Annotated in this window: 29 protein-coding genes; 20 read left to right on the top strand and 9 right to left on the bottom strand. The window is 64.5% G+C overall.

Features of this window, described 5'->3' with window-relative positions; all coding sequences use genetic code 11:
* Positions 1–105 precede the first annotated feature (105 nt).
* A complete protein-coding gene (locus HWV67_RS00280) occupies positions 106–1,389 on the top strand; it encodes an NAD(P)/FAD-dependent oxidoreductase (RefSeq protein ID WP_095157642.1) in 1,284 nt (427 codons plus the stop codon).
* Between the two features lie 12 nt (positions 1,390–1,401).
* On the opposite strand, the gene HWV67_RS00275 is transcribed toward HWV67_RS00280, so the two are convergent.
* Positions 1,402–2,130: a peptidase C39 family protein gene (locus tag HWV67_RS00275; protein WP_175649435.1), complete on the bottom strand. Its 729-nt coding sequence runs from the start codon at positions 2,128–2,130 to the stop codon at positions 1,402–1,404.
* Positions 2,131–2,285: 155 nt separating this feature from the next.
* Between HWV67_RS00275 and HWV67_RS00270 the strand changes: the two genes are divergently transcribed.
* Positions 2,286–2,465: a hypothetical protein gene (locus HWV67_RS00270; RefSeq protein ID WP_175649434.1), complete on the top strand. Its 180-nt coding sequence runs from the start codon at positions 2,286–2,288 to the stop codon at positions 2,463–2,465.
* An 807-nt stretch (positions 2,466–3,272) separates the two neighbouring features.
* On the opposite strand, the gene HWV67_RS00265 is transcribed toward HWV67_RS00270, so the two are convergent.
* Both HWV67_RS00265 and HWV67_RS00260 read right to left on the bottom strand, forming a co-directional pair.
* On the bottom strand, positions 3,273–4,022 hold the full coding sequence (locus tag HWV67_RS00265; protein ID WP_095157652.1) for a TerC family protein: 750 nt from the start codon (positions 4,020–4,022) through the stop codon (positions 3,273–3,275).
* 36 nt (positions 4,023–4,058) lie between these two features.
* Complete coding sequence (locus HWV67_RS00260) at positions 4,059–4,295, bottom strand: hypothetical protein (RefSeq protein WP_175649433.1); 237 nt, start codon at positions 4,293–4,295, stop codon at positions 4,059–4,061.
* Positions 4,296–4,429: 134 nt separating this feature from the next.
* Here HWV67_RS00260 and nhaR point away from each other — a divergent pair, with 134 nt between their 5' ends.
* Positions 4,430–5,335 (top strand): transcriptional activator NhaR, encoded by a 906-nt coding sequence (nhaR, locus tag HWV67_RS00255; protein ID WP_110973161.1) that lies wholly within the window; start codon positions 4,430–4,432, stop codon positions 5,333–5,335.
* Here nhaR and HWV67_RS00250 read toward each other — a convergent pair.
* Positions 5,316–6,464 carry an MFS transporter gene (locus HWV67_RS00250; RefSeq protein WP_175649432.1) on the bottom strand — a complete coding sequence of 383 codons (1,149 nt, stop codon included), beginning with the start codon at positions 6,462–6,464 and terminating at the stop codon, positions 5,316–5,318. The two genes, nhaR and HWV67_RS00250, sit on opposite strands and share 20 nt — an antisense overlap.
* Before the next feature lie 212 nt (positions 6,465–6,676).
* Here HWV67_RS00250 and sstT point away from each other — a divergent pair, with 212 nt between their 5' ends.
* Both sstT and HWV67_RS00240 read left to right on the top strand, forming a co-directional pair.
* Positions 6,677–7,885 (top strand): serine/threonine transporter SstT, encoded by a 1,209-nt coding sequence (sstT, locus tag HWV67_RS00245; protein WP_175649431.1) that lies wholly within the window; start codon positions 6,677–6,679, stop codon positions 7,883–7,885.
* A gap of 94 nt (positions 7,886–7,979) precedes the next feature.
* Entirely contained in the window at positions 7,980–8,624 is a 645-nt protein-coding gene (locus HWV67_RS00240) for a YceH family protein (protein WP_175649430.1), read from the top strand.
* Positions 8,625–8,699: 75 nt separating this feature from the next.
* Here HWV67_RS00240 and HWV67_RS00235 read toward each other — a convergent pair whose 3' ends face one another.
* Complete coding sequence (locus HWV67_RS00235; RefSeq protein WP_175649429.1) at positions 8,700–9,512, bottom strand: shikimate 5-dehydrogenase; 813 nt, start codon at positions 9,510–9,512, stop codon at positions 8,700–8,702.
* A 174-nt stretch (positions 9,513–9,686) separates the two neighbouring features.
* Here HWV67_RS00235 and HWV67_RS00230 point away from each other — a divergent pair, with 174 nt between their 5' ends.
* From HWV67_RS00230 to HWV67_RS00220, 3 genes are all read left to right on the top strand, one after another.
* Complete coding sequence (locus HWV67_RS00230; protein ID WP_095157665.1) at positions 9,687–10,040, top strand: hypothetical protein; 354 nt, start codon at positions 9,687–9,689, stop codon at positions 10,038–10,040.
* Between the two features lie 95 nt (positions 10,041–10,135).
* The gene (locus HWV67_RS00225; RefSeq protein ID WP_175649428.1) at positions 10,136–10,318 is read left to right on the top strand and encodes a hypothetical protein; all 183 of its coding nucleotides are present in this window, start codon (positions 10,136–10,138) and stop codon (positions 10,316–10,318) included.
* Between the two features lie 119 nt (positions 10,319–10,437).
* Complete coding sequence (locus tag HWV67_RS00220) at positions 10,438–10,767, top strand: hypothetical protein (RefSeq protein WP_175649427.1); 330 nt, start codon at positions 10,438–10,440, stop codon at positions 10,765–10,767.
* Between the two features lie 144 nt (positions 10,768–10,911).
* On the opposite strand, the gene HWV67_RS00215 is transcribed toward HWV67_RS00220, so the two are convergent.
* Both HWV67_RS00215 and HWV67_RS00210 read right to left on the bottom strand, forming a co-directional pair.
* Positions 10,912–11,865 carry a methyltransferase gene (locus HWV67_RS00215; RefSeq protein ID WP_175649426.1) on the bottom strand — a complete coding sequence of 318 codons (954 nt, stop codon included), beginning with the start codon at positions 11,863–11,865 and terminating at the stop codon, positions 10,912–10,914.
* Entirely contained in the window at positions 11,849–13,180 is a 1,332-nt protein-coding gene (locus HWV67_RS00210) for an iron-containing redox enzyme family protein (protein WP_175649425.1), read from the bottom strand. Before HWV67_RS00210 ends, HWV67_RS00215 begins: the two co-directional genes overlap by 17 nt.
* A 267-nt stretch (positions 13,181–13,447) precedes the next feature.
* On the opposite strand from HWV67_RS00210, the gene pbpG reads away from it, so the two are divergent.
* Entirely contained in the window at positions 13,448–14,374 is a 927-nt protein-coding gene (gene pbpG / locus HWV67_RS00205) for a D-alanyl-D-alanine endopeptidase (protein ID WP_175649424.1), read from the top strand.
* Positions 14,375–14,457: 83 nt separating this feature from the next.
* Here pbpG and HWV67_RS00200 read toward each other — a convergent pair whose 3' ends face one another.
* Positions 14,458–14,898 (bottom strand): hypothetical protein, encoded by a 441-nt coding sequence (locus tag HWV67_RS00200; RefSeq protein WP_175649423.1) that lies wholly within the window; start codon positions 14,896–14,898, stop codon positions 14,458–14,460.
* Between the two features lie 170 nt (positions 14,899–15,068).
* Between HWV67_RS00200 and pvdM the strand changes: the two genes are divergently transcribed.
* From pvdM to HWV67_RS00145, 11 genes are all read left to right on the top strand, one after another.
* Positions 15,069–16,421 (top strand): pyoverdine-tailoring dipeptidase-like protein PvdM, encoded by a 1,353-nt coding sequence (gene pvdM / locus HWV67_RS00195; RefSeq protein WP_175649422.1) that lies wholly within the window; start codon positions 15,069–15,071, stop codon positions 16,419–16,421.
* Positions 16,422–16,438: 17 nt separating this feature from the next.
* Positions 16,439–17,737: a pyoverdine-tailoring periplasmic protein PvdN gene (gene pvdN / locus HWV67_RS00190; protein ID WP_175649421.1), complete on the top strand. Its 1,299-nt coding sequence runs from the start codon at positions 16,439–16,441 to the stop codon at positions 17,735–17,737.
* A gap of 14 nt (positions 17,738–17,751) precedes the next feature.
* The gene (gene pvdO / locus HWV67_RS00185) at positions 17,752–18,612 is read left to right on the top strand and encodes a dihydropyoverdine dehydrogenase (protein WP_175649420.1); all 861 of its coding nucleotides are present in this window, start codon (positions 17,752–17,754) and stop codon (positions 18,610–18,612) included.
* A gap of 259 nt (positions 18,613–18,871) precedes the next feature.
* The gene (locus HWV67_RS00180; RefSeq protein ID WP_175649419.1) at positions 18,872–20,071 is read left to right on the top strand and encodes a PepSY-associated TM helix domain-containing protein; all 1,200 of its coding nucleotides are present in this window, start codon (positions 18,872–18,874) and stop codon (positions 20,069–20,071) included.
* Positions 20,068–20,610, top strand: a complete 543-nt coding sequence (locus tag HWV67_RS00175; RefSeq protein WP_175649418.1) for a thiamine pyrophosphate-binding protein — start codon at positions 20,068–20,070, stop codon at positions 20,608–20,610. Before HWV67_RS00180 ends, HWV67_RS00175 begins: the two co-directional genes overlap by 4 nt.
* Positions 20,610–20,933, top strand: a complete 324-nt coding sequence (locus HWV67_RS00170) for a hypothetical protein (protein ID WP_175650936.1) — start codon at positions 20,610–20,612, stop codon at positions 20,931–20,933. The genes HWV67_RS00175 and HWV67_RS00170 overlap by 1 nt, the downstream gene beginning before the upstream one ends.
* Positions 20,930–21,499, top strand: a complete 570-nt coding sequence (locus HWV67_RS00165) for a DUF6162 family protein (protein ID WP_175649417.1) — start codon at positions 20,930–20,932, stop codon at positions 21,497–21,499. The genes HWV67_RS00170 and HWV67_RS00165 overlap by 4 nt, the downstream gene beginning before the upstream one ends.
* A 16-nt stretch (positions 21,500–21,515) precedes the next feature.
* Positions 21,516–22,430: a metal ABC transporter solute-binding protein, Zn/Mn family gene (locus HWV67_RS00160; protein WP_110973142.1), complete on the top strand. Its 915-nt coding sequence runs from the start codon at positions 21,516–21,518 to the stop codon at positions 22,428–22,430.
* Entirely contained in the window at positions 22,427–23,176 is a 750-nt protein-coding gene (locus tag HWV67_RS00155) for a metal ABC transporter ATP-binding protein (protein ID WP_175649416.1), read from the top strand. The genes HWV67_RS00160 and HWV67_RS00155 overlap by 4 nt, the downstream gene beginning before the upstream one ends.
* Positions 23,176–24,075, top strand: coding sequence for a metal ABC transporter permease (locus HWV67_RS00150; RefSeq protein ID WP_110973140.1), 900 nt, complete (start codon positions 23,176–23,178; stop codon positions 24,073–24,075). Before HWV67_RS00155 ends, HWV67_RS00150 begins: the two co-directional genes overlap by 1 nt.
* The gene (locus HWV67_RS00145; protein WP_175649415.1) at positions 24,072–24,992 is read left to right on the top strand and encodes a metal ABC transporter solute-binding protein, Zn/Mn family; all 921 of its coding nucleotides are present in this window, start codon (positions 24,072–24,074) and stop codon (positions 24,990–24,992) included. The genes HWV67_RS00150 and HWV67_RS00145 overlap by 4 nt, the downstream gene beginning before the upstream one ends.
* 67 nt (positions 24,993–25,059) lie before the next feature.
* On the opposite strand, the gene HWV67_RS00140 is transcribed toward HWV67_RS00145, so the two are convergent.
* Positions 25,060–26,112 carry a DUF1615 domain-containing protein gene (locus HWV67_RS00140; protein WP_175650935.1) on the bottom strand — a complete coding sequence of 351 codons (1,053 nt, stop codon included), beginning with the start codon at positions 26,110–26,112 and terminating at the stop codon, positions 25,060–25,062.
* Positions 26,113–26,183: the final 71 nt, after the last annotated feature.

The following is a 26,183-nucleotide window of genomic DNA, read 5'->3' as shown; positions in this document are numbered from 1 at the left end:
GACCGTCCGGCTGGCGGGTGTTTATTATTATTGATAGTATCCGTGCATTCGTAAAAAATACGAAACACACAAATACAAAGTCACGCAGATTCGAGGTCCCGCCCCATGGCCGCCACTCCTTATCCACAGTCCTATTACGCAGCTTCGGCCAACCCAGTGCCGCAGCGCCCTGCCCTGCAGGAAGAAGTCGAGACCGATGTCTGCGTGATCGGCGCCGGTTACACCGGTCTGTCCAGCGCCCTGTTCCTGCTGGAAAACGGTTTCAAAGTCACCGTGCTGGAAGCCGCCAAAGTCGGTTTCGGCGCGTCGGGCCGTAACGGCGGCCAGATCGTCAACAGCTACAGCCGCGACATCGATGTCATCGAGCGCACCGTCGGCCCACGCCAGGCACAACTGCTCGGGCAAATGGCCTTCGAAGGCGGCCGCATCATTCGTGAGCGCGTGGCCAAGTACAACATCCAGTGCGACCTGAAAGACGGTGGCGTGTTTGCCGCCGTGACCAACAAGCAGATGGGCCACCTGGAATCGCAGAAGCGCCTCTGGGAGCGCTTCGGCCACACCCAGCTGGAACTGATGGACAAGAACCGCCTGCGTGAAGTGGTCGCCTGCGACAGCTATGTTGGCGGCATGCTCGACATGAGCGGCGGTCATATCCACCCGCTGAACCTGGCACTGGGCGAAGCCGCTGCCGTGGAATCCCTGGGTGGCAAGATTTACGAACAGTCCCCGGCCATCCGTATCGACCGTGGCGCCAACCCGGTAGTGCACACCCCGAACGGCCGCGTTCGCGCCAAGTTCATCATCGTTGCCGGTAACGCCTACCTCGGCGGCCTGGTGCCGGAACTGCAAGCCAAGTCGATGCCGTGCGGCACCCAGGTGATCACCACCGAGCCGCTGAGCGATGAGCTGGCCCGTACCCTGCTGCCGCAAGACTATTGCGTCGAAGACTGCAACTACCTGCTCGACTACTACCGTCTGACCAGCGACAAGCGCCTGATCTTCGGCGGCGGCGTGGTCTACGGCGCCCGCGATCCAGCGAACATCGAGGCGATCATCCGTCCGAAGATGCTCAAGGCGTTCCCGCAACTGAAAGACGTGAAGATCGACTACGCCTGGACCGGCAACTTCCTGCTGACCCTGTCGCGCCTGCCGCAAGTGGGTCGCCTGGGCGACAACATCTACTACTCCCAGGGCTGCAGCGGTCACGGCGTGACTTACACCCACCTCGCCGGCAAAGTGCTGGCCGAGGCGCTGCGCGGTCAGGCCGAGCGTTTCGACGCCTTTGCCGAACTGCCGCACTACCCGTTCCCGGGTGGTCACCTGATGCGCGTACCGTTCAGCGCCATCGGCGCCTGGTACTACACCCTGCGCGACCGCCTGGGCGTGTAATTCCGGCGGCCTTCAGCGTCCGAGGGCGTTGACGGCCTGCCGCGCGGCCTGTTCCTGGCCTGCCTGGGCCAGGTCATTCGCCGCCTTGAGCCAGCGCTGCCGGTCCACCTGGGCCGGCAGTTGCTTGGGTTGCTGCACCAGCACCGCCCAGCCCCCTTCCTTCTTCCACGCCGACTCGAACGAACCGAAGTCCATCAGCATGCGCCGGCTGTTCCCAGCCCGCAGCAGCACGCGTTCCTTGTAGCGGTCGTAGCCGACCAGCAGGGCGTAACGCGGCTCGCTCCAGAATGCCGAACCTTCCTGATAGCGCAACAACACCGGATTGCCCGCCGCCACTTGCGTGAGCAGCGCCGGCAGTCTGCTGTCCAGCGGATAAACCACCATGCCGTATTGCTGGGCGACGGTTTGCATCGACGTCTGCAGGCGTTCCTGCTCCTGAGGCAGTTTCAGCGCACTTTCCAGCAGCCCTGGCGTGATGCGTACGCCTTGCTGCGAGAGAATCGCCGCCAACGCCATCGGCGCGCTCTGGTTGGCGTTGCCGCGGAAGAACGGCACCGTGCCGAGTTCGACCCGTTGCGGCAGTTGCTTGAGTTCGGAAGATTGCTGGCTGGCGCAGCCGGCCAGGGTCGCGGCCAGCAGGCAGGCGGCAAAAAGACGGCGTGGCGTTGTGGAAAGGATCGGCATGGGTCCTCGCTTGAGCGGATGCCAGGCAGGCAACGCCCGGGTTTGAGCGGCGATCATAGGCCGACAGGCGGCATCGGTATAGCCCGCGCCCGCCTTAGAACAAAGCGGCCCAAGGCCTCAGACCATCGGTCAATAGCCTGAAATAAGTGAGCGTCTAGACTAATGAGGTGTCTGAGTTACAGGTCCTGCCTGTACTGAAGAAGGAGGCACCCATGAGCCTGACCATGGCTATTTTCATGTTGATCGCAGCCTGGCTGAGTGTGGCGGCTGCCATGTTGTGGGGCGTGTTGCGGATCGCCCGTCGTCATCATCTGCACCATCAGCAGCCTGATCCTCACGTGAATGCGCCGGAACCTCGGCGCGCGCACCGCCGTCCTGCCAACGCCCACTGATCTGTTGCTCGCGGCCATGGATTTGGGATTTGGGCTTGGGTGATGTGAGCTTATCCATTCAATTTGGCGAGGCTGCCGGCCCCTTCCGCCTTTACGGCGGCCGACTTTTTTCTTGGAAAAAGTAGGCAAAACCGCTCGCTCCCGCATCCGGCCCTACGCTGCGCTCCGGGTCCCCTCGCTACGGTGCCTTCCGGGGCCACGCGGCCTACGACTCGCTTCGCGAGTCTACATCTCGCGTCTTCGGCTACGCCGAAGGGTGCTGCGCACCTGCCCCTACAGGCACCTCCGCTCGGCCTCCTGAAGTCACGAAGTTACGGGCGGCGCCTGTGATGACGCATCTTCGAAATTACAGCTTGGTGAAACCACCGATTTGCTCTTTTTCGCTCTTGATCTTGCTTCTGCTCTTCATGCACGAAAGCCCAGACGACACAAAGTGCGACGTCAGAAGGCCGAGTGGAGGTGTCTGAAGGGGCAGATGCGCAGCATCCTTCGGCGCAGCCGAAGACGCGAGATGTAGACTTGCGAAGCAAGTCGTAGGCCGCGTGGCCCCGCAAGACACCGGAGGGAGGGGACCCGAAGCGCAGCGTAGGGCCGGATGCAGGAGCCAGCGGTTTTCGTCCATTTTGCCAAGACAAAAGGACCCGCCGTAAAGGCGGAAGGGGCCGGCAGCCTCGCCACATCGAATGGATAAGCTCACGGCCCCCAAGCCCAAATCCCAAATCCCAAAAATCATCACCCCCACCAGAACCATAAAAAAGGGGCCCCTAAAAAGGAGCCCCAACTACAGCACGCAACAGATTCCTTGAATCAGCCCTCGCTGGCCTCACGCCGCTGGCGAGCCTTGCGCGAGAGAATGTTCAGCACCTCGATCGCGGTAGAGAACGCCATCGCCGCATACACGTAGCCTTTCGGAACGTGGGCGCCGAAGCCTTCGGCGATCAGGGTCATGCCGATCATGATGAGGAAGCCCAGGGCCAACATCACCACGGTCGGGTTGTCATTGATGAACTTGGCCAGTGGATCGGCCGCTACCAACATCACGATCACGGCGCTGACCACGGCGATGATCATGATCGGCAAGTGCTCGGTCATACCCACGGCGGTGATGATGCTGTCGACGGAGAAGACGATGTCCAGCACCAGGATCTGGCCAATGGCCGCTGCAAAACCCAGGGTAATGGTAGACGACGCCTTGGATTCTTCCTGGGCCCGTGGATCCACGCTTTCGTGGATTTCCTTGGTGGCTTTCCAGAGCAGGAACAGACCACCGGCGATCAGGATCATGTCCTTCCACGAGAAGCTCTTGCCGAGGATGTCGATGACCGGCTCGGTCAACTGGACGATCCAGGCCACGGTACTGAGCAGCGCCAGGCGCATCACCAACGCCATGCTGATCCCGATACGCCGCGCCTTGGAGCGGAATTCCTCGGGCAGCTTGTTGGTCAGGATCGAGATGAAAATCAGGTTGTCGATGCCAAGGACGATCTCCATGGCCACCAAAGTGGCCAGGGCGACCCAGGCGGTCGGGCTTGCGGCGAGTTCCAGCAGATATTCCATTGATCAGATCCTGAATCATTGTTGAGAAAAGGTAGATCAGATTTCCTGACCGTCAGTGTCCTTGGTGTCTTCTTTCTTTTCCGGCTGTTTGCCGGTGGCCTCGTTGAGCGCCTGCTGGGCGGCCTTGTTGGTGTCGTCAATGGCCTCCTTCGCCGACTCGGCAGCCTTGTTGAGCATCTGCTGGGCAGACTTTTCGGCCTGCTCGCAGCCGGTCATGGCGAAGAGGGCCATCACAAGGACTAGCGGTGTACCGATGGATTTGAGGTCAAGCATGGGTCTTCTCCGAAGTGTTTTCGCTGCCACAACAGATGGCACCGCAATGGCAGAGGATTCTAAATATCTTGATACATCAGAAAAATTCGTATTTTCAGCGGTTATACTTCGGTTTTTCCGAATCGGGGATTGCCATGCTCAATTACCGGCAACTGCATTACTTCTGGGTCGTGGCCAAGACCGGCAGCATCGTGCGCGCCTGCGAGCAATTGAACCTGACTCCGCAGACCATCAGCGGCCAGATCAGCCTGCTGGAACAGACCTACGGCATCGAGTTGTTCCGCCGGGTCGGGCGCCAGTTGGAGTTGACCGAAACCGGTCGCCAGGCGCTGTCCTACGCCGAGCCGATGTTCCAGATCGGCGGCGAGCTGGAAGCCATGTTGCGGGCACAGCCCAACGAGCAGCAGGTGCTGTTTCGGGTTGGCGTGGCGGATGTGGTGCCCAAGTCGATCGTCTACCGGCTGATCGCGCCGACCATGGAGCTGGCCGAGCCGCTGCGCATCAGTTGCCGCGAAGACAAACTGGAGCGGCTGCTGGCCGACCTGGCGATCCAGCGCCTGGACCTGGTGATCTCCGACAGCCCGATGCCCAGCCATCTGGATATCAAGGGCTACAGCCAGAAGCTCGGCGAGTGCGGCATCAGTTTCCTCGCCACGCCGGAGCTGGCAGCGCGCCAGCCGCTGCCCTTCCCTGCCTGCCTGCAACACGCGCCGTTGTTGATCCCCGGCCAGGAAACCATGGTGCGCAACCGCCTGCTGCGCTGGTTCGCCGAGCAGCAGCTGCAGCCGCGGATCGTCGGCGAGTTCGACGACAGCGCGCTGATGCAGGCCTTCGGCAAGTCTGGTAGCGGGATTTTCATTGCCCCCAGCGTGATCGCCGAGGAGGTCTGCCGGCAGTACGACGTCGAACTGATCGGCCAGACCGACGCAGTCACCGAGTCGTTCTATGCCATTTCGGTGGAGCGCAAGGTCAAGCACCCCGGCATCGTCGCCATCACCGAGGGTGCGCGCCGCGAGCTGTTCAACTGGCCACTGGCTTGAAGCGCGTCAGCCACAGGGCCAGGGCCAACGCGAGAGCAATCAGTATCGCGGCGACATAGCCAACATCCGCCAGGCCCAGACGGTCGATCACCGCGCCGCCGATCAGCGCCCCCAGGCCAATGCCCAGGTTGCCTCCGGCGATATTCAGCGAGGCGCCGAAGGCCGGTGCTTCGGGCGCGGCCTTGATCACCCGCACATGGCTGACCAGGAACAGCGCCGCCTGGGCCAGGCCCCAGACCGCCAGGGCCAGCACCAGCCCGATGCTGGACTGGATCGCCGGCACCACCGTCAGCAACCCCACCACCAGCAATCCGCAGAAACCGGCCGAGGCCAGCAGTGGATGACGGTCCACCGCGCGTCCGCCCAGGCTGTTGCCGATCAAACCCACCGCGCCGAAGCCCATCAAGTACCAGCCGACCCGGTCGCCATCAAAACCGGCCAGCCGTTCCAGCAAGTCCGCAAGGTAGGTGTAGGCCGTGAACATGCCGCTGAACACCAGCACCGACAACAGCACGTGACCCTGCAACAGCGGGCTGCGCAGCACACGGAACTGTCCGCGCAGCGAGGTGGTTTCGCTCTGCCGCGGGGTGTGCGGCAGGTAGCGCCAAAGCAACAGCGCCTTGGCCAGCGACAACAGCGCCAGCGCGGCGAAGGCCACCCGCCAGCCCAGCGCATCGCCGAGCAAGGTGCCAAGGGGAATACCGAACACCGTGGCGCAGACCACGCCAAAGCTGATCTTGCTGATCGCCCGTCCGGCGTAGGCCGGGCCGACGATGTCCACCGCCGTTTCGCTGGCCAGCGCCCAGAACACCGGCAGGCCCAGCGCCGGCACCAGTCGCGCCACGGCCATCACGTAATAGTTGGTGGCCAGCGCCGCCAGCGCGTTGGAGGCGGCGAACAGCAACAGCACGCCGACGAACAACCGCTTGCGCTCGAAACGCGCGCACCAGGCGGTGAGAAACGGCCCGAAGCAGGCCACGGTGAACGCGAACAGGGTCACCAGCAGGCCGGCCTGGGGGACGCTGACCTGCAAATCCCGGGCGATCCCCGGCAGCAGGCCGATGATGAGGAATTCAGTGGTCAACACGGTGAAGCCGGCCGCGGCCAGCAACAGAATGGGCAGGAACATCCAGACTCCAGCGATGAGCGCGTCGGCTCGAAAAGGCCGCGCATGGTAACAGCCACCGGCATGACGACCTACCGCCGGACCGGGGCATTGGGTGAGGCCGCGAGCGCTGTGATAGAGTTCCGCCCTTTTTTCGACCGGTGCCACCCGCCGCGTCGAGGCATTCCGTACCCGGGCGATCCCCGGGCCCTGAACACGATCGAGTCAGATTCGTTATGTTGCCTGTTCTCAACTTGCTCAACCGCACCAGCCTGGTGCTGCAAATCCTTATCGGCCTGGTGGCCGGCATCGCCCTGGCGCTGCTCGCGCCGCAGATGGCGGGTAATCTCGCCTTTATCGGCAAAGTGTTCGTCAGCGCGCTGAAGGCCGTGGCGCCGATTCTGGTGTTCATCCTGGTCATGGCGTCCATCGCCAACCACAAGCACGGCCAGCAGACCCATATCCGGCCAATTCTGGTGCTGTACCTGTTCGGCACCTTCGCCGCGGCGGTGGTCGCGGTGGCGGCGAGCATGCTGTTCCCGTCCACGCTGGTGCTGAGCACCGAAGGCGCGCAGATGAGCGCGCCGGGCGGTATCACCGAAGTGCTTCAGGGCCTGCTGCTGAGCGCCGTGGACAACCCGGTGAACGCGCTGGTCACCGGTAACTTCATCGGCATTTTGGCCTGGGCCATCGGCCTCGGCATTGCCGTGCGACACGCCGGGCCGACCACCCGCACCGTGCTCGACGACCTGTCCAACGGCGTGACCCTGATCGTCCGCGTGGTGATCCGCTTCGCCCCGCTGGGCATCTTCGGCCTGGTCGCCTCGACCCTGGCCCAGTCCGGCCTCGGCACCCTGGTCGGCTACCTGCACCTGCTGGCGGTGCTGATCGGCTGCATGCTGTTCGTTGCTCTGGTGATGAACCCGCTGATCGTGTTCTGGAAGATCCGCCGCAACCCGTTCCCGCTGACCCTGCTGTGCCTGCGCGAAAGCGGCATCACCGCCTTCTTCACCCGCAGCTCGGCGGCGAACATTCCGGTCAACCTGGCCCTGAGCGAGAAGCTCGGCCTGCACGAAGATACCTACTCGGTGTCGATCCCGCTGGGCGCGACCATCAACATGGCCGGCGCGGCAATCACCATCACCGTGCTGACCCTGGCGGCGGTAAATACCTTGGGCATCGCCGTCGATCTGCCGACTGCCGTGCTGCTCAGCGTGGTCGCGGCGGTCTGCGCCTGCGGCGCCTCGGGCGTGGCCGGCGGCTCGCTGCTGCTGATCCCGCTGGCCTGCAGCCTGTTCGGCATCCCCAGCGAGATCGCCATGCAGGTGGTGGCGGTGGGCTTCATCATCGGCGTGCTGCAGGACTCGGCGGAAACCGCGCTCAACTCCTCCACCGACGTCCTGTTCACTGCGGCCGCCTGCGAAGCGGAAGCTCGCCGCGGCTGATGCCATCACGACCGGTGGCATCGTGCCGCCGGTCGCTTGTGTTAACCCTGTCACAGCCCTAGGCTAGGGGCTTTCCATGCACAGAGACAGGGTCATGTCCGAAGAGCAAGAATCCCCCGCCACTGCCCGCTTCAACGCCACTGAAATCCGCATCCTGGGCTCGCTTATCGAAAAGCAGGCGAGCAACCCGGAAACCTATCCCCTGACCCTCAACGCGCTGATGCTGGCCTGCAACCAGAAAACCAGCCGCGAACCCGTGATGAACCTCGCCCAGGGCCAGATCGGCCAAAGCCTGCGTGCCCTTGAAGGCCAGGGCCTGGTCCGCCTGCAGATGGGCAGCCGCGCCGACCGCTGGGAACAGCGCGTGGACAAGGCGCTGGAACTGGTGCCGGCGCAGTTGATCCTGATGGGCCTGATGTTCCTGCGCGGGCCGCAGACCATCAATGAACTGCTGACCCGCAGCCAGCGCATGCATGACTTCGATGACAACGACCAGGTGCTGCATCAGCTCGACCGCCTGATCGCCCGCGGCTATGCCCTGCACCTGCCGCGTCAGGCGGGCCAGCGGGAAGACCGCTACACCCACGCGCTGGGCGACCCGGCGGAAATCGAGGCGATTCTCGCCGCGCGCCAGCAAGGGCCGGGGGAACGCGGGGTCAGTGGTGTGTCGGCGGAGCGGATCGAGGCGCTGGAGGCGCGGATTGCGGCGCTGGAAGAGCGTTTGGCGCTGCTCGAATAAGCCAGCGCTTTCAAGGGCCTCATCGCTGCGGTTCGGCGCCCAGGCACGCCAGCGATGAGGCCGACAGGCACAACATCAACCCCGAGCGAACGCCACCGCTTTCGCCACCTGCTCCGCCGTCGGCCGCACCCCGGTATAGAGCACGAACTGCTCCAGCGCCTGCAAGGCAATCACTTCCAGCCCGGTAATCACTGCTTTGCCGCGCGTCTCGGCCGCAGCAATCAGCGGCGTGCGCGCCGGCATCGCCACCACGTCGAACACCGTCTGCGCCGCATCGATGGCCGTCAGGTCGAACGACAACTCATCCGCCTCCGCGCCGCCGGCCATGCCGATGGGCGTCACGTTGACCAGCAGCGTTGGCCGCAACTCACCCAGTTCCGCCTGCCATTCATAACCGCAGTTCTGCGCCAGACTCCGGCCCGCCGCTTCGTTGCGGGCAATCACGGTGCCGCGCGTAAAGCCGGCATCACGAAATGCACTGGCCACCGCCTTGGCCATGCCGCCACTGCCACGCAGGGCAAACGGCTGCGCCGGGTCGAGCCGGTGCTGTTCGATCAACTGGCGCACCGCCAGGTAGTCGGTGTTGTAGGCCTTGAGGTGGCCGTTGCTGTTGACGAGGGTGTTGATGGAGTCGATGGCCGCGGCGGATGGGTCCAGTTCGTCCACCAGGGCAATACAGGCTTCCTTGAACGGCATCGACACGCCGCAGCCGCGGATGCCCAGGGCGCGGATGCCACCGATGGCGGCCGGCAGATCAGCGGTGGTCATGGCCTTGTAGTAGTAATCCAGCCCCAGTTGCTCGTACAGGTGATTGTGGAAGCGCACACCAAAGGTGCCGGGGCGGCCGGCCAGGGAAATACAGAGGACGGTGTCTTTGCTGGGGGTCATCAACGGACTCCTGGAAACGGCGAAAGCCACAGTATGCCCAACCTTGCCGCCGACCGTTGATCGGCCCTTACACAACCTTTACTCAGCTCCCTCGCAACTCCGCCCCTGACTGCGGTCATAGTGATATCCCCGGCCCGTCTTTCCGGTCGGGGTAACGCCCTGCGAGGAATCAACATGAACCGTCATATCCCCGGTATCGCCCTGCTGATCGGCGCCCTGGCCCTGTCCGGACAAGCCTCCGCCCATGGCGGCGGTGGCTGGCAAGGTGCGGGCCCCATACTCGGCGCGGCCGTAGTGGGTGCCGTGGTCGGCGCCGCCGTTTCCGGTGGTCACGACCGTACTGTGGTCGTCGAACGTGCCCCGGCGTATTACCCGCCGCAGCCCGTGTATTACCAACCGCCGCCGCCACCGCCGGTGTATTACCAGCCCTATCCGGTCGTGGAACGCTATGTGCCGGTGCCGCCGCCGTATTACCGCGAACGCTACTACGGCCCGCCGCCCGTCTATTACGGCCACCCGCGCTGGTAGTGGGTTTTATCAATGAACACTATTGAGAACACTGATTTCTCGCTGGCCGGATCCACACGTAAGGTACGAGCCATGACCCAAAGGGAGCACTCACCATGGCCAGTATCAGCATCATGTCCGTTATCGGTAGCGCGGTTCCGCCGGCGCTGAGGGAATTGGGGCTGCTGGCCTGCTGGTACCTGATGCGTGACGGCGAGAAGATCGGCGGCCCGATCACCTCGCTCACCGATGCCGAGGCGCTTGCTCAAAGTATCGCCGGCGAAGGCTTCAAAGCCTGAGGTCAACCTTCTTTCCCTTGTGCGTTTGCTCCGCACACCTCCCCTTGCCCCGCCTTCTTGGCGGGGCTTTTTATTTGCGGCAGGATAGCGGCTCGCTTTCAGGATGAAGGAATTTCGGCGTGGAGATCGCCAGCAATCTGCTATTTACCGCTGTATTCATTGGCGCCGTCGGCGTCACCGGCTATTTCCGCGCCCGCCGGATACGCGAGCGCCAGCGCAATGTCGTAGACGAATTCGCCGCCGCACTGAAGCGCCAGGGCGTCGTTGACCACGAAATCCTCCAGGAACAGATCACCCCCGCCAGCTTGATGGAACTGCTGCAAGTGCGACGTATCCTGCGCGACAGCCAGGGCAATCACTATCTCTACATCCACATCAGCGACAGCCCCGGCGTGCTTCGGCCACTGACCCGGGAGCGGGCAATGCTGGCCATGGGTAAAGCGCCCTAGGCTCTGTATGAAAGCCTTGAGACGAAGGTCAGGCAAGGCGAAAACAGCCGAGGAAGCGGAGTTTACGGGTTGTAAATGAGCATTCCGAGGCTGTTTTCAACGCAGCATCACCGAGTATCAAGGTTTTTCATACAGAGCCTAGCTTCAACCGCGGCGGGTCACCGTCAAAGCCACCGCAGCAATACGCTCGACCCGCTCATAGCCGGGCTCCAGCAGTTGCTCGCCAAACACGTCCGGGTCGATTTCCTCGTAGAACCAGGCCCATTGCGGTGCGTCGAGGGTGTCGCGCAGCGCCGCCAGGAACGGGTCGCTGCCGTCGACCATGGCCACGCCGGTATACAACACCAGGCTGCCGCCCGGACTGAGGCGCTCAAGCGACTCGCGCACCATGCGCACCGACAACCCCTCGCCAAACGTCCCGCCACCATGGCGGTACGTGCGCTTGCGGGCATCGAGCATGTACGGCGGGTTGGCGACGATCAGGTCGAAGCTGCCATTGACGCCCTCCAGCACATCGCTGTAATCCACCACCACATTGCCCAGCTCGGCCAACGCCACGTTGATCGCGGCGTAGCGCAGCGCCAGCGGGTTGATGTCCAGCGCGCTGACCTGAGCATGCCGCCGCGCCCGGGCGATCAGCAGCGCGCCGATGCCCGTGCCGCAGCCGATTTCCACCGCGTGCTCGATCGGCGCGCAACTGTCGCGCAGGTGCGCCTCTACCACGCGGGCAAAGCGGTAACTGTCCGGGCCGAAGAACACGGCGTCGGCGGTGTCGGTGGGAAAGCCCGAATGCACCAGCAGCAAGCCATCGACGGTCGACCAGCGCACCTGGCTACGCAGCGTCTGGTCGCTGGTGCTGATGATTCCGGCCTGGCGCATGTGCTCCAGTTCATCCGGCGACAGCAGCGAGGCCTCGAACGGCCGGTTCCAGCCGAACACTTCGCGCATCGTCCGGGCCGGCAGTTGCTCGACGCGCTCGCTGTAGCGCTGGTGGGTCAGTGGCGTGGCGCAGATGAAACGATAGCCATCGGCGTGCAGACGACGCCCCAGGTGCAGCAGGGCTTCGTCGGTCTGGCGTTGCTCATCGGTCAGTTGCATGGCTGTGGCCTCCTTTCAGCCCGGAGAGTTGCACGTAGCGCTGGGTTGCCGCCAGCCCGCGTGGGCTGGCATGACGGTCCTCGCCCATGGCGTCGATGAGTTGCGTCACCGACAGCCCGTCAGGCAAGGCCGGCAACAGCGGCTCGGCGAGGGCGACCGGCCGGTGCCGGCGCTTCGGCGGCTGCCAGTCGCCGGCAATCCAGTCGTGCAGCAGTTGCTTTTCGTAGGGGCTGAACACGCCGAACATCACCGCCTTCGGGCCCTCGATCAATTGCCAGAAACGGCTTTCAGCCGGGTCGCGATCGCGCAGGATCCAGCCTTTGTCCTGCAACACCTGGAGAAACGCCGGGAAACTGCCCGGCACGGACAGCCACTGATTGACCGTGCGCCCGTCCAGGCGGCAGTGGTCCGAATGCAGGTGCTGGCCGAAGATCCGCTTGCGCTCAAGCGCCGCGAGCAATTCGCTTTCCAGGTCGAACCCGGCGGCGATGTCCATGGAACCGGCGCTCAAGTCATTGAGCCGGTAACCGCGGGCGACGCGCCGATAGAACGCCTCGCCGTCCTGTTCCGACCAAAGTTGGCGCAGGGCCTCCAGGGCCTTGCGCGCATGGCCGGTGCTGGCGTTGTCGATGGTCACGTGAAGGCGGAAGTACTGCGCGTCGATGCCCAGTTCTTCCAGCTCGAAGGTGCTGATCAGCAAGTGCAGGGGGAGCTGTTCGTAGCCGAGGTTGTAGCCCAGCACTTCGGGCAGGAAACGCTCGCTCTCCTGGCCGAGCGCCAGTTGCAGCGCGCCTTGCAGGTAGCGTTCGTCAGCCAACGGTAGCTGCTCGTGACAGCCCAGGCCGGCGAGCAGGCGGCGGAAAATCACCACGTGGTTGCAGGCCGGTTGGCCATCGCCAAGTTCTTCCAGATAAATGCGGATCAGCCCGTGGTAACGCGGGTCGTCCCAGTGATGCAGGGCGCCCTGCAGCCAGGCGCCGTCGACGCACTTGGTCGGCGTGACCTGCTGGAGAAAATACAGCGCATGTGCGCGGCTGCCGAACATGCGCCGGGGCGCGCCGCCACGACGTTCGGCAAGGTATTCGGCGTACTGCCGGGCAACCTGCAACGCATGCTCCTGGCTCCAGGCTTCCAGTTGCTCGGGAGACGCCGGCAAGTCATCGGCCAGCGCATCGGCGCGACGCAACTGGCCGTTCAACCATGCGGCGGTGTCAGGGCAGTCGCCGCGCAACAAGGCGCGATAGCGGGTCTCTAGGCTTTCGGCCTGTGCCGCAGGAGTGGCAATGACACCCGCCAGATCTGACATTTGATTCATGACCGCCCCTCTTCCACGCGCTGACCTTGCTTATCAAAGGGAGGCGCTGCGCGTGGGGGAAGTTCAGAACGATTGCGCCACGTCAGGATGGGCGGGAGGCGGCTTACCTTAGGCTTGCCAGTGCGGGATCGATTAAAGATTATTCATATTTGAGCTAAGGGCTGGAGAGCAATCGACAGGCTCTGAGCCATACTCCAGAATGTCACGATTAGAAAAATAAAAACTCTTGCACAGCCAACGACATACCTTCTTTTAGTGAGCACTTACGTGAAAACCTCCCTTTCGATTCTCAGTCTGCTGCTGTTGCTCACCGGCACCGCCAGCGTCACGTCGAATGCTGTTGCCCAGCCTGCCACTGCCCAGGCGCAACGAGATCCTTCCACCCTGCACCTGGCCTCCGGCAGCGCCATGCTGGTGGATCTGCAAACCAACCAAGTGCTCTATTCCAGCCACCCCGACCTGGTGCGACCGATCGCGTCGGTGACCAAGCTGATGACCGCCATGGTCGTGCTGGACGCCAAGCAGTCCATGGATGAAATGCTCACCATGACCATTGCCCAGACCAAGGAAATGAAAGGCATCTATTCGCGGGTGCGCCTGGGCAGCGAGCTGAATCGCCGGGAAACCCTGCTGATTACCCTGATGTCGTCGGAGAACCGCGCCGCAGCGACCCTCGCCCACCACTATCCGGGCGGCTATGGCGCGTTCATCAAGGCGATGAACGCCAAGGCCAAGGCCCTGGGCATGAGCAATACCCGCTATGTGGAACCGACCGGCCTGTCGCCGAACAACGTCTCCACCGCCCGCGACCTGACCAAGCTGCTGATGGCCGCGCGCAATTACCCGCTGCTCAGCGAGCTGAGCACCACCCGCGAGAAGACCGTCGCCTTCCGCAAGCCCAACTACACCCTGGGTTTCCGTAACACCGACCACCTGGTGAACAAGGCCAACTGGGACATCAAGCTGACCAAGACCGGCTTCACCAACGATGCCGGGCATTGCCTGGTGCTGCTGACCAAGATGGACAACCGTCCGGTGGCGATGGTGATCCTCGATGCCTTCGGCAAATACACCCACTTCGCCGATGCCAGCCGCATGCGCCAATGGCTGGAGACTGGCAACGCCAAGCCGGCGCCGGCGGTGGCGATTCGTTACAAGGCGGATCGCAGCCAGAATCGGCCGCAGGCGGATTGATCGGACGCTTTATCGCGACGGTTCGGCGCGATGCGCACCCCAATGAAAAAAGGCCCGGTCATCTGACCGGGCCTTTTTCATTATCAAGCGGTGGTATTCACCGAACTTCCCGCCGAGCTACCACCCGACTCGGTCAGCGCCTGCAGCAACGCCCCGGTCGCCTGCAGCAATTGCCCGGTGGTGGTCGCCACCGCCGCCTGGGCGGCCGCTACCTTGACCGACTTGGTGCGATCGTCTTCCTTGCTGGCCATGGCTTCCTGCAGTTGCTTCTGCTGCTCGGCCAGTTGCTTCTGCAACTGCTTGACCTGCTCGCGCAGCTGCTTGACCTCCTGCGACTCGTTCGAATCCGCGGTCTCGGACTGGGTCGCCGCGGCCTTGCCTTCGCTGCGCACAGCAGACAGGTCGGCCTTCACAGTGCCTTCGACCGGGGTCGCCTGACCGTCAACGTTGGTTTTCGCAGTCACATTGCTACGCACACCTGCAATCGAAAGGTTCGACGCCAGGGACTGGATAAGATCGGCCATGAGAGAAAACGTCCTGAAATTAAGGTCTGTCATGACATCGGCCGTTACAAACAAAACTTTAGGCCGCCCGTCCCCCATAAATTTCCCGCCCGGTTCTTCGTCCTTCCCCTGATACCGATCTCTGTCCGCGCACCGGCGGGATCGCCCTCCTGAACCGGACCGAGATGGCAATGACCAGACCCCGTTCCCGCAAAGCCCTGTACATCGGCCTGCCGCTCGCCCTGGCGGTGAGCCTCGGCGCAGCCGCCGCCGGCTGGCTGTACTGGAAAGACGACACCGGCTACCCGCGCAAGATCGTCGAGCAGGCCAATGCCCTGCATGAGCACATGATCTCGTTCGACAGCCACATCACCGTCCCGCTGGAATTCGGCAGCGCCGGCCGCGAAGCCGACAAGGACGGTCCGGGCCAGTTCGACCTGGTCAAGGCCGGGCGCGGGCGGCTTTCCGGCGCCGCGCTGACCATCTTCGGCTGGCCGGAACTGTGGAACGGCCCCAACGCCCCGCACCGCCCCACACCCGGCTTCGTCGACGAGGCGCGGCACCAGCAGGAGGTGCGTTACCAGATCATCAGCGGCATGGTTCGCGACTTCCCCAACCAGGTCGGCATCGCCTACACCCCCGACGACTTCCGCCGCCTGCACGGCGAAGGCAAGTTCGCCATCTTCATCAGCATGCTCAACGCCTACCCGCTGGGCACCGACCTGTCGCAACTGGACCTGTGGACCGCGCGCGGCATGCGCATGTTCGGCTTCAGCTACGTCGGCAACAACGCCTGGGCCGACTCCTCGCGCCCGCTGCCGTTCTTCAACGACACCGCCGACGCCCTTGGAGGGCTGTCGCCGCTGGGCCAGCAGGCCGTGGCGCGGCTCAACGACCTGGGGGTGATCATCGATGTCTCGCAGATGTCGACCCAGGCCCTGGAACAGGTCGCGCACCTGAGCCGCGCGCCGCTGGTGGCCTCGCACTCGGCGCCGCGGGCGCTGGTGGATATCCCGCGTAACCTCAGCGACAAGGAAATGCAACTGATCAAGGACAGCGGCGGCGTGATCCAGATCGTCGGCTTCCCCACCTACCTCAAGCCGCTGAGCAAACCGACCCTGGACAAGCTCGAAGCGCTGCGCGCCAAGTTCGACCTGCAACCGCTGCAAGGCCTGGCCAATGCCCTGATGCCGGGTGACGCGGTGATCGCCATCTGGCCGGAATCACGCTTCGGCGAATACGCCAGCAACCTCTACGGCATTGTCGAGGCGGAGCCCAAGGCCGGCCTCAAGGCGTTCGGCGACGCCATCGACTACGCAGTGAAGAAAGTCGGCATCGATCACGTCGGCATCGCCTCCGACTTCAACGATGGCGGCGGCCTGGCCGGCTGGAAGGATGTCAGCGAGATTCGCAACATCACCGCCGAGCTGTTGACCCGCGGCTACAGCGAGGCCGATATCGCCAAGCTCTGGGGCGGCAACTTCCTGCGGGCCTGGGAGCAGGTGCAGAAAGCCGCCCGCCCCGTCGCCTCCCTCACGCCTTGAACCGGAACGCCCGCGCCATGACCGACCGCCGTACCTTTCTCAAACAGGCCGCCGTACTGAGCGCCGGCCTGCCACTGGCCAGCACCCTGGCCAGCGCCGCCGAACCGATAGCGCAAACCGCCCGCCCCGCTGCGCCCCTGAGCGGCCCGGACAAATGGCGCAACCTGCGCGATCTGTTCCCGCTGGACCGCGAGACCGCGCACTTCGCCAACTTCCTGGTCACCGCCCACCCGCGCCCGGTGCAGGACGCCATCGACTACTACCGCCGCGAAATCGACCGCAACCCCGCCGCCTTGATGGACTGGGAAAGCCAGTACGAGTGGAACCGCGAAGGCGAAGTCCGCGAATGGGCCGCGCGCTACCTTGAAGTGCGTCCACGGCAGATCGCCCTGACCGGCAGCACCACCGAGGGCCTGGGCATGATCTACGGCGGCCTGAACGTGGCCGCCGACCAGGAAATCCTCACCACCGAACACGAGCACTATTCGACCCACAAATCCCTGGCCTTCCGCACCCAGCGCCAGGGCACCAAGGTGCGCAAGCTGCGCCTGTTCGATAACCCGTGGGAGATCTCCAAAGATCAGGTGCTGAGCACCATCGACAAGAACATTCGCCCGGAAACCCGCGTAGTCGGCATGACCTGGGTGCACTCCGGCAGCGGCGTGAAACTGCCCGCCGGCGAGATCGGCGAACTGATCCGCCAGCACAACCGCAACCGCGATGAGTCGCGGCGGATCATCTACGTGGTGGACGGCGTGCATGGCTTCGGCGTCGACAACGTGCGCTTCGCCGACTTCAACTGCGACTACTTCATCTCCGGCACCCACAAGTGGATGTTCGGCCCGCGCGGCACCGGGATCATCTGCGCCGCGTCGGAGAAGATGCAGCACCTGACGCCGACCTTCGCCACCTTCTCCCAGGAAGAAGACTTCGCCACCATCATGACCCCCGGCGGCTACCACGCCTTCGAGCACCGCTGGGCGGTGGGCAAGGCCTTCGAATTGCACCTGCAACTGGGCAAGGCCGACGTGCAGGAGCGTATTCACCAGCTCAACGACCAGCTCAAGGCGCGCCTGCTGGAGCACAAGCAGATCCAGTTGGTCACGCCGAAAAGCCGCGAATTTTCCGCCGGTTTCACCTTCTTCCGCATCAAGGACCGCGACCCGGACGCCGTCGCCGCCTTCCTCTGCGACAACAAGGTGATGGTGGACGCCGTGTACCGCGACGTCGGCCCGGTGATCCGCTTCGCGCCGAGCCTGCTCAACAACGAGCAGGAAATCGACCGGGCCATGGCCCTGCTGACCCAGAAACTCTGAAATAAGGCCTCTTCATGACCTCCACCTTCTCCCGCCTGACCCTGGCCGCGTTGCTCGGCGCCGCCAGCCTGCCCGCCCTGGCCGCCGATGCCACGCCCGGCGCCGTGCTGCGTGACTGCAAGGCAGCCTGCCCGGACATGGTCGTGCTGCCGGCCGGCAGCTACATGATGGGCACCCCGGACGACGAAGTCGGTCGCCAGCCCGACGAAGGGCCGCTGCACCAAGTGACTTTCGCCAAGCCGTTCGCCATCAGCCGCTACCAGGTCACTGCGGGTGAGTGGGACGCCTACGTGCGCGAGTCCGGGGCGAAGATCGCCGACGGCGACACCCGCCCGGGCCGCGAATGCAAGGCCAGCAAGCCGCGTTACAAGCAGGGGCCGAAGCAGCCGGCGGTGTGCATGAGCTACCACGACGTCGAGAACTATGTGGCGTGGCTGTCGAAGAAAACCGGCAAGCACTACCGCATGGTCAGCGAGGCAGAACGCGAATACGCCGCCCGCGCCGGCAGCAGCGGGCCGTTCCCGTTCCCGCTGGACCCGGACGCCGAGTACGAAATCAGCCGCAACGCCAACGTCTACGGCCCCAAGGACGGCTACAGCTTTACCTCGCCGGTGGGCAGCTACGCGCCGAATGACTTCGGTGTGTACGACATGCACGGCAACGTCTACGAGTGGGTCGCCGATTGTTATCACGACAGTTATGTCGGGGCGCCGGCCGATGGCAGTGCCTGGGCCACAGCGGGCTGCGACATCGTCAATATTCGCGGCAACGACTGGGGCGAAGCGCCGATCTTTTCCCGCTCGGGCAATCGCAACAATGCCCATGCCACCGCTCGCGGCGACTGGATCGGATTCCGGGTGGCGCGGGAGCTCTGACGAACGGCAGTAAATTTTTTGCGGGTGGGTTCGTTCATGCGCAGAAGGGCTCTGTGGATGAGGCCCCAGAGACCCGCACAAGGAGCAGTGAGCAATCACACCATCCTGCAAAAAACTCGAAAATTGGCCAGAAAACCCGTCGCCGAAGCATTTACTTACATTTCCACTGACGGGTTTACGATTCTCGTTCGTCCTTATAAGTGCAGCCCTCAGGTTGAGCGTCGGCTCGACCCCACTTTTTACGAACAAGACAGAAGCAATGGCCCAACAATCGAAAAAGTCCAAATCCAGGTTGTGGTTCCTCGTCCACAGCTGGCTCGCTCTGCCGATCTGGTTCTTCGTGCTGATCGTCTGTGTCACCGGCACCCTGGCGGTGGTCAGCCAGGAGATCGTCTGGCTGGCGAACCCCGACGTGCGCGCCAGCAAACCGGACGGTGATGCCGAACGCCTGAGTTTCCAGCAGGTCCTCGATGCGCTGAACAAGGCCGAGCCTGACATGGCCGTGCGCTTCATCAGCCAGCCGGACGGTTCACACTTCGCCCTCAACGCAGCAGTGACCTTCCCCGACGGCACCGCGCCGACGCTCTACGTCAACCCGTACACCGGGGCGATCCAGGGCAAAAGCCCGGACTTCAACTTCGAAGCCTTCACCCGCGCCCTGCATGGCTGGTGGCTGGTGCCGTTCACCAACGGCTACAGCTGGGGCTGGTACCTGGTGTCGCTGTTGGGCCTGCCGATGCTGGCCTCGCTGGTCACCGGGCTGGTGGTCTACAAGAAATTCTGGAAGGGCTTTTTCAAACCGGTGCGTTTCAACCACGGAGCGCGGATTTTCTGGGGCGATTTCCACCGCCTGAGCGGCCTCTGGTCGATCTGGTTCATCGCGGTGATTTCCATCACCGGCACCTGGTTCCTGATCCAGGCGATCCTCGGCGACAACCACATCACCATCTCCACCGAGCCAATCACCCCGGTGATCGCCCGCGAGGACGTACCGCTTTCGGACAACTCCCAGCCGGTGCCGCGCATCGACCTGGACGAAGCCACCCGCATCGCCACCACGCAGATTCCCGGCCTCGACGTGACCTTCGCGCAACTGCCGTCGAACGCCTACGGGCACATCTACCTGGGCGGCCGCGGCTGGTATCCGCTGATGTTCCAGACCGCCAACGTCAACCCCTACACCCGCAATGTCGACGCCTCGTTCCTGGTCTCGGACCGCTCGGCGCTGGAGTTCGTCACCGAGTCGATGCGCCCGCTGCACACCGGTGACTTCGGTGGCCTGGCCATCAAGTTGATCTGGGCCTTCTTCGGTCTGGTGCTGTCGATGATGGTGCTCAGCGGCCTGCTGATCTGGACCAAGCGCACCGCCCAGGCCACCGCCGCCGCGCTCAAGCGCAGCGAAAAGAAACCGCGATCGCGCCAGGTCGCCCAGGAAACCGCCACGCAGGTGCAACCATGAGCCAGACCCTGAATGCCGCCGTCAAGCCGAGCCCACTGAAGCAGGCGTGGCTGAAGTGGCGTTTCCACCTGAACATCCTGTTGTTGCTGATTCCGCTGGGTTTCATGCCCAAGTACTTCGCCGACGCCGCGCTGTTTCGCGGTGACAGCGGCCTGGGCGCGACACCGATCGACGATATCCAGGTCGGCCCCTGGAGCCTGACCCTCGCCGAGCTGCGCGACGAAGCCCCACGCCAGGACGGCCCGGCCGGCTACTTCAAGTCGTTCAACGCGGCGCTGTGCAAGACCTGCATCGGCGAGGTCAAGGCCGCCTACCTGCGCATCGGCAAGCCGCGCAGCCTGCGCGCCGCCGGCACGATTTTCTTCGGCACACCGTACCGCATGGGCACCAGCCTGCCGGTGCCGGAGCGCACCCGCGCCGACGCCGAACTGTGGATCACCCTCGAAGGCTGGGACGGCAGCATGCACCAGGCCTCGGTCCCCCTGGCCAAGGCTTCGCCTGCCACCATCGCCTGGCTGAACAAACAAGGAGGCAAATGATGAAACTCAAGGCCGGCAGGCTCGCCCTGCCCCTGTTCCTGCTGGCGCTCGCGGGCCCCGCCCTGGCGCACAACCCGATGTGCCAGTGCGAGCCGATCGACGGCGAGCAGATCAAGTGCACCGGCGGTTTCTCCGACGGCAGCGGCGCACCGGGGGTGACCCTGGACGTGATCGGCTACGACGAGAGCGTGCTGGTCCCCGGCAAGCTCGGCGACGATTCGAGCCTGACCTTCAAGCGTCCGGCCGGCGAGTTCTACGTGCTGTTCGACGCGGGCCCCGGCCACGTGGTGGAAATCGACTACGCCGACATCGGTGAGCCATGAGCCGGGTCCAGGTCGTGCGCCCGGCCGGCGCCGGGCATGAAACCCTCTATGTGCTGCTGGTCGCCCTGCTGATCCTGGCACTAGCCGCCACGGTGGTGACGCTACGCGGCGAGCGCGAGGACGAAACCCGGGTCGAGGCCCATCAACTGGATGCCCGCCGCGACCTCAACCCCGCCGAGCAAGGCATCTACACCGACCTGCGGGTGGCCTTCGACGAGATCCAGGCGCGCCGCGAGGATGAACCGGGGCTGGCGAGCGTCGAACTGCTGGTCGAGGAAGGTTTCGCGCCCTTCGTCGCCGATGCCAGCAGCGTCACCCGTGGCGAACACCAGTGGCGCCAGGTGCCGGGCAATGCCTACCTCGGCCTGAGCCCGCGCCCGGAAACCGCCGGCAGCTTCCTGCTGCTGGTGCCCGAGGCGCACGACGGCAACGCCGATGTCTGGCTCAACCGCACCGCCCAGCCCGCCTTGCCCGCCGAACTGTCGGCCAGCGCCCTGCAAGACGCCGGCTGGAAACAGATCGCCGCCCACTATGACGCCGGTGTCACCCGCCAGCATCAGCACTGACCGCCAAGGAATGCCCATGCTCCGCTCCGCCCTCGTCCGCGTTCTCAGCCTGTTCGTCGCCCTTGCCCTGCCCGCCCTGGCCCTCGCCGAAAACGGCAAGCCGCTGCGCATCGGCATCACCCTGCACCCGTACTACAGTTACGTCAGCAACATCGTCGGCGACCGCGCCGAGGTGGTGCCGCTGATTCCCGCAGGCTTCAACCCGCATGCCTACGAGCCGCGCGCCGAAGACATCAAGCGCATCGGCACCCTGGACGTGGTAGTGCTCAACGGCGTGGGCCATGATGACTTCGCCGACCGCATGATCGCCGCCAGCGAAAAACCCGGCATCGCCACCATCGAATCCAACGCCAACGTGCCGCTGCTCGCCGCCACCGGCATCGCCGCCCGTGGCGCCGGCAAGGTGGTCAACCCGCACACCTTCCTGTCGATCAGCGCCAGCATCGCCCAGATCAACAACATCGCCCGCGAACTGGGCAAGCTCGACCCGGACAACGCCAAGTACTACAGCAAGAACGCCCGTGAGTACGCCAAGCGCCTGCGCAAGCTGCGCGCCGACGCCCTGGCGCAATTGACCGAAGCGCCGAACCCGTCCTTCCGCGTCGCCACCATCCACGCCGCCTACGACTATCTGGTGCGCGAGTTCGGCCTGGAAGTCACCGCGGTGGTGGAGCCGGCCCACGGCATCGAGCCGAGCCCGGCGCAACTGAAAAAGACCATCGACCAACTGCATGCGCTGGACGTGAAAGTAATCTTCTCCGAGATGGATTTCCCGTCGGCCTACGTCGAGACCATCCAGCGCGAAGCCGGGGTCAAGCTCTACCCGCTCACCCACATCTCCTACGGCGAGTACACCAAGGAGAAGTATGAGGTGGAGATGAAGCGCAACCTCGACACCGTGGTCCGGGCGATCAAGGAGAACCAGGCATGACCGTTGCCGAAAACGTCGTCGCCGCGCCACGCGGGCCGTCCATCGAGTTCAGCGGCATCGACCTGACCCTGGGCCGCACGCGGATTCTCGACCAGGTCAGCTTCAAGGTCGCGGCCGGCAGCGTGCACGCCATCGTCGGCCCCAACGGCGGCGGCAAGAGTTCGCTGATCAAGACCCTGCTCGGGCAAATGCCACACCAGGGCCGCCTGGCCTTGAGCTGGCCGGACGACGGCCAGGTCATCGGCTATGTGCCGCAGGCCCTGGAATTCGACCGCGGCCTGCCGATGACCGTGGACGATTTCATGGCCGCCATGTGCCAGCGCACGCCGGCCTTCCTCGGCCTGTCACGACGGGTGACGCCGGCGATCGACGCCGCCCTGGAGCGGGTCGGCATGCTCGACAAACGCAAGCGGCGCATGGGCGCGCTGTCTGGCGGCGAGCGCCAGCGCGTGCTGCTGGCCCAGGGCCTGATCCCGGCGCCGCAACTGCTGGTGCTGGATGAACCGATGTCGGCGCTGGACGAAGCCGGTGCCCAGGTGTTCGAACGCCTGCTGCAGGAATGGCGCCAGGCCGGGACCACCGTAATGTGGATCGAACACGACCTGGAAGCCGTGGCACGCCTGGCCGACCGGGTCACCGGGCTGAGCCGGCGGGTGCTGTTCGACGCGTCGCCGAAAGAAGCGCTGACCCCTGAGCGGCTGCTCGGGCTGTTTTCCATTCACCCGCGCAGCGAGACCACCGCCTAATGAACTACGAAGAATTCCGCCTGCTGATCCAGGGCTGGGCGTCGTCCGGTTACCTGCCCGAAGCCCTGGCCTACGGCTTTGTGGTCAACGCCCTGCTCGCCGGCCTGATGATCGGTCCGGTGCTGGGCGGCCTCGGCACGCTGGTGGTGGTCAAGCGCTTCGCCTTCTTCTCCGAGGCGGTGGGGCACGCGGCGCTGACCGGCGTGGCCATCGGCATCCTGCTCGGCGAACCCTATACCGGCCCTTACGGCAGCCTGTTCGGCTACTGCCTGCTGTTCGGCATCCTGCTCAACTTCCTGCGCAACCGCACCGGCCTGTCGCCGGACACCCTGATCGGCGTGTTCCTTTCGGTGTCGCTGGCGCTGGGCGCGAGCCTGCTGCTGATGCTGGCCGGCAAGATCAACGTGCACATCCTCGAAAACGTCCTGTTCGGCTCGGTACTCACTGTCAGCGGCCAGGACCTGGTAGTGCTCGGCGTCGTCGGCGGCCTGGTGCTGGCACTGGCGTTGCCGCTGTACAACCGCATCATGCTGGCCAGCTTCAACCCGCAACTGGCGGCGGTGCGCGGGGTTGCGGTGAAGAGTCTGGACTACCTGTTCGTGGTGCTGGTGACCCTGGTCACGGTGGCAGCGGTGAAAGTGATCGGCGCAATCCTGGTCGGTGCGCTGCTGGTGATTCCGGCGGCGGCGGCGCGGCTGGTCAGCCAGTCGCTGAAAGGCTTCTTCTGGGCCTCGGTGCTGATCGCGACCTTCAGCACCCTGATCGGCATCCTGCTGCCCATCGTCTTCGACCTGCCGGTGCCTTCGGGCGCAGCGATCATCCTGGTTGCCGGCAGCTTCTTCGCCCTCGCCGCGCTGGCGCGCGGCCTGGTTCCACGCCTGCAAGGAAACCCGGCATGACTCCAACCCTCAAGCACCTGAGCCTGGCCCTGCTGCTGGCCGGCCTGCCCCTCGCCAGCCATGCCCAGAGCCCGGCGAAACCCGCCGCGCAACAGGCCGCGGGCGTCACCGTGCTGGCCTCGCTGCCGGTGACCTACGGCCTGGGCAGCCTGCTGCTGGACGGCACCTCGGTCAAACTGCAACGAGCGGCGCCGGCGAACATTCCCGCCAGCCGCCAGCCGTCCTACTTCAGCGGTCGCGGCCTGGCGAGCCTGCAAAAGTCTGCGGGCAAGGCTGACGCGGTGATCGGTCTGCGTTCGATCTGGAATGACGACCCGCTGTACCCGGTAGCGCGCCGGAGCAATATCCGCATCGTCGAAATCGACGCCGCGCGGCCGGTGGACGGTGCCCTGCCGGGTATCGCCGTACAGGGCAACAACGTGTTCTCCGGTTACCCGTGGCTGAACCCGACCAACCTCGGGCGCATGGCCGACGTATTGGCCAGCGACCTCGGGCGGCTATCGCCTGCGGACCAGCCGAAGATCCAGAGCAACCTTGCCGCCATCAAACGCCAGTTGCTCGACCTCAGCGCCAGCAGCGAAGCGAAGCTTGCCGAAGCCGACAACCTCAGCGTGGTCAACCTGTCGGATCGCCTGGGCTACCTGATCGGCGGGCTGAACCTGGACCTGATCGATCACCCGCAGGTGGCCGACGACCAATGGACGGCCGAACAGCTCAAACACCTTGGGGACGAGTTGAAAGGGCAGGATGTTGCCGTGGTGCTGCACCATAAACAGCCGGTTCAGGCGGTGGCGGAGGTGATTGCTGCGTCCGGGGCGAAGCTGGTGGTGGTGGATACCGACAGTGATGACACCCTGGGCGGGTTGAAGGCCGGGGTGGAGCAGGTGGTGGGGGCGTTGGCGGGGAGTCAGGGCTGAAGCCGCTCCTACAACGGCCCTGTAGGAGCGAGCTTGCTCGCGAAGGGCCGCACGGCGGCCCCGCCCTTTACTGCTTCATACACCGCTGATACCGCTCATCCACCCGCTTGGCAAACCACGCCGTGGTCAATTGCCGGGTGATCTTCGGGCTCTTCAGCTCGATCCCCGGCAACACCGCCCGCGGCACCCGCTTGCCGGCCGCCTTGTCGGCCAGGGCAAAGACCTGTTGGTACAAACGGGTTTCCTCGAACTCATAACGGTCGCCCTTCTCCAACTGACTACGCAGCGTCGGGTTACGCATGCCGAACTGCTCGCCCAGCCGCCGCGCCGCCTTTTCGGTACTCCCCGGCAGAATCGAACCCGGCGCGATCAGGTCGCCATCCAAAGCCAGCTCCACGCCCGTAACCCGGCTCAGCGCGCTCTGAAACGCCGCATTGCGGCTGGCGTACCAGCCCGCATTGAAATCGGCGAAGCGATACAACGGCTGGTCATAGTTGGCCGGATACCCCAACAGATGGGCGATGCCGAAATACATGCCGCCGCGCCGACTGAACACCTCGTTCCGCAAACTGCCGTCATGCGCGTACGGATAGCCAGCGGCATGGGCCTCGGCGAAATCGATGCTGACCTGCATCGGCCCGCCGGGGCGCACCGGGTTCAGGCCACCGAGCAAGCTCTTGCCCAATGGCAGCGAGCTGATCAGTTCGTCGTAGAGCTGACTCAGCTCCCGCTCACTGCGCACCGCCGCCAGACGCTGGCTCCAGGTCTTGCCATTGGTCGAGCGGGTATCGAGGCCAGCATTGACCAGCGCTTTCGGGACATACACGCGGGCGGCGCGGCGGTCGATTTCTTCGCGGGCGATACGCCCGAGGTTGGGGACTTTGGGATCGGCGCTGAAGGTGGATTCCTGCTCGGTCACCGCCAGCACCGCGCAGATATTCGACTGACTGGGATCGAGCTTCTGAGTGGTGAACGCCGTCTCGATGTCGCGGGCCCAGCCCTCACGATCATTGACCTTGGCCGGCAGCAGCGCGGCGATCCGCGCCCGGGCCTGCTCCGGTGTCACCTGCTGTTTCGCCTGCTGGCCAGCGCAACCGGCCAGCAGCAACAGCACCAGCATCAACCCCGTCAATCGGCTCACTGGCTTCACTCCCCTGCCCGGACAATGCGGACACGGTAGCGGCAGCTCGC

Source organism: Pseudomonas sp. Marseille-P9899, from assembly GCF_903166565.1.
Taxonomy (GTDB): Bacteria; Pseudomonadota; Gammaproteobacteria; order Pseudomonadales; family Pseudomonadaceae; genus Aquipseudomonas; species Aquipseudomonas huaxiensis.
This window is presented reverse-complemented; position numbering and strand designations above follow the sequence as displayed.

Excerpts from the sequence above, each read along its gene's own strand:
- HWV67_RS00280 (WP_095157642.1), top strand. The coding sequence starts at position 106 with ATGGCCGCCACTCCTTATCCACAGTCCTATTACGCAGCTTCGGCCAAC.
- HWV67_RS00275 (WP_175649435.1), bottom strand. The coding sequence starts at position 2,130 with ATGATCGCCGCTCAAACCCGGGCGTTGCCTGCCTGGCATCCGCTCAAG.
- HWV67_RS00270 (WP_175649434.1), top strand. The coding sequence starts at position 2,286 with ATGAGCCTGACCATGGCTATTTTCATGTTGATCGCAGCCTGGCTGAGT.
- HWV67_RS00265 (WP_095157652.1), bottom strand. The coding sequence starts at position 4,022 with ATGGAATATCTGCTGGAACTCGCCGCAAGCCCGACCGCCTGGGTCGCC.
- HWV67_RS00260 (WP_175649433.1), bottom strand. The coding sequence starts at position 4,295 with ATGCTTGACCTCAAATCCATCGGTACACCGCTAGTCCTTGTGATGGCC.
- nhaR (WP_110973161.1), top strand. The coding sequence starts at position 4,430 with ATGCTCAATTACCGGCAACTGCATTACTTCTGGGTCGTGGCCAAGACC.
- HWV67_RS00250 (WP_175649432.1), bottom strand. The coding sequence starts at position 6,464 with ATGTTCCTGCCCATTCTGTTGCTGGCCGCGGCCGGCTTCACCGTGTTG.
- sstT (WP_175649431.1), top strand. The coding sequence starts at position 6,677 with ATGTTGCCTGTTCTCAACTTGCTCAACCGCACCAGCCTGGTGCTGCAA.
- HWV67_RS00240 (WP_175649430.1), top strand. The coding sequence starts at position 7,980 with ATGTCCGAAGAGCAAGAATCCCCCGCCACTGCCCGCTTCAACGCCACT.
- HWV67_RS00235 (WP_175649429.1), bottom strand. The coding sequence starts at position 9,512 with ATGACCCCCAGCAAAGACACCGTCCTCTGTATTTCCCTGGCCGGCCGC.
- HWV67_RS00230 (WP_095157665.1), top strand. The coding sequence starts at position 9,687 with ATGAACCGTCATATCCCCGGTATCGCCCTGCTGATCGGCGCCCTGGCC.
- HWV67_RS00225 (WP_175649428.1), top strand. The coding sequence starts at position 10,136 with ATGGCCAGTATCAGCATCATGTCCGTTATCGGTAGCGCGGTTCCGCCG.
- HWV67_RS00215 (WP_175649426.1), bottom strand. The coding sequence starts at position 11,865 with ATGCAACTGACCGATGAGCAACGCCAGACCGACGAAGCCCTGCTGCAC.
- HWV67_RS00210 (WP_175649425.1), bottom strand. The coding sequence starts at position 13,180 with ATGAATCAAATGTCAGATCTGGCGGGTGTCATTGCCACTCCTGCGGCA.
- HWV67_RS00200 (WP_175649423.1), bottom strand. The coding sequence starts at position 14,898 with ATGGCCGATCTTATCCAGTCCCTGGCGTCGAACCTTTCGATTGCAGGT.
- pvdM (WP_175649422.1), top strand. The coding sequence starts at position 15,069 with ATGACCAGACCCCGTTCCCGCAAAGCCCTGTACATCGGCCTGCCGCTC.
- pvdN (WP_175649421.1), top strand. The coding sequence starts at position 16,439 with ATGACCGACCGCCGTACCTTTCTCAAACAGGCCGCCGTACTGAGCGCC.
- pvdO (WP_175649420.1), top strand. The coding sequence starts at position 17,752 with ATGACCTCCACCTTCTCCCGCCTGACCCTGGCCGCGTTGCTCGGCGCC.
- HWV67_RS00180 (WP_175649419.1), top strand. The coding sequence starts at position 18,872 with ATGGCCCAACAATCGAAAAAGTCCAAATCCAGGTTGTGGTTCCTCGTC.
- HWV67_RS00175 (WP_175649418.1), top strand. The coding sequence starts at position 20,068 with ATGAGCCAGACCCTGAATGCCGCCGTCAAGCCGAGCCCACTGAAGCAG.
- HWV67_RS00170 (WP_175650936.1), top strand. The coding sequence starts at position 20,610 with ATGAAACTCAAGGCCGGCAGGCTCGCCCTGCCCCTGTTCCTGCTGGCG.
- HWV67_RS00165 (WP_175649417.1), top strand. The coding sequence starts at position 20,930 with ATGAGCCGGGTCCAGGTCGTGCGCCCGGCCGGCGCCGGGCATGAAACC.
- HWV67_RS00160 (WP_110973142.1), top strand. The coding sequence starts at position 21,516 with ATGCTCCGCTCCGCCCTCGTCCGCGTTCTCAGCCTGTTCGTCGCCCTT.
- HWV67_RS00155 (WP_175649416.1), top strand. The coding sequence starts at position 22,427 with ATGACCGTTGCCGAAAACGTCGTCGCCGCGCCACGCGGGCCGTCCATC.
- HWV67_RS00150 (WP_110973140.1), top strand. The coding sequence starts at position 23,176 with ATGAACTACGAAGAATTCCGCCTGCTGATCCAGGGCTGGGCGTCGTCC.
- HWV67_RS00145 (WP_175649415.1), top strand. The coding sequence starts at position 24,072 with ATGACTCCAACCCTCAAGCACCTGAGCCTGGCCCTGCTGCTGGCCGGC.
- HWV67_RS00140 (WP_175650935.1), bottom strand. The coding sequence starts at position 26,112 with ATGCTGGTGCTGTTGCTGCTGGCCGGTTGCGCTGGCCAGCAGGCGAAA.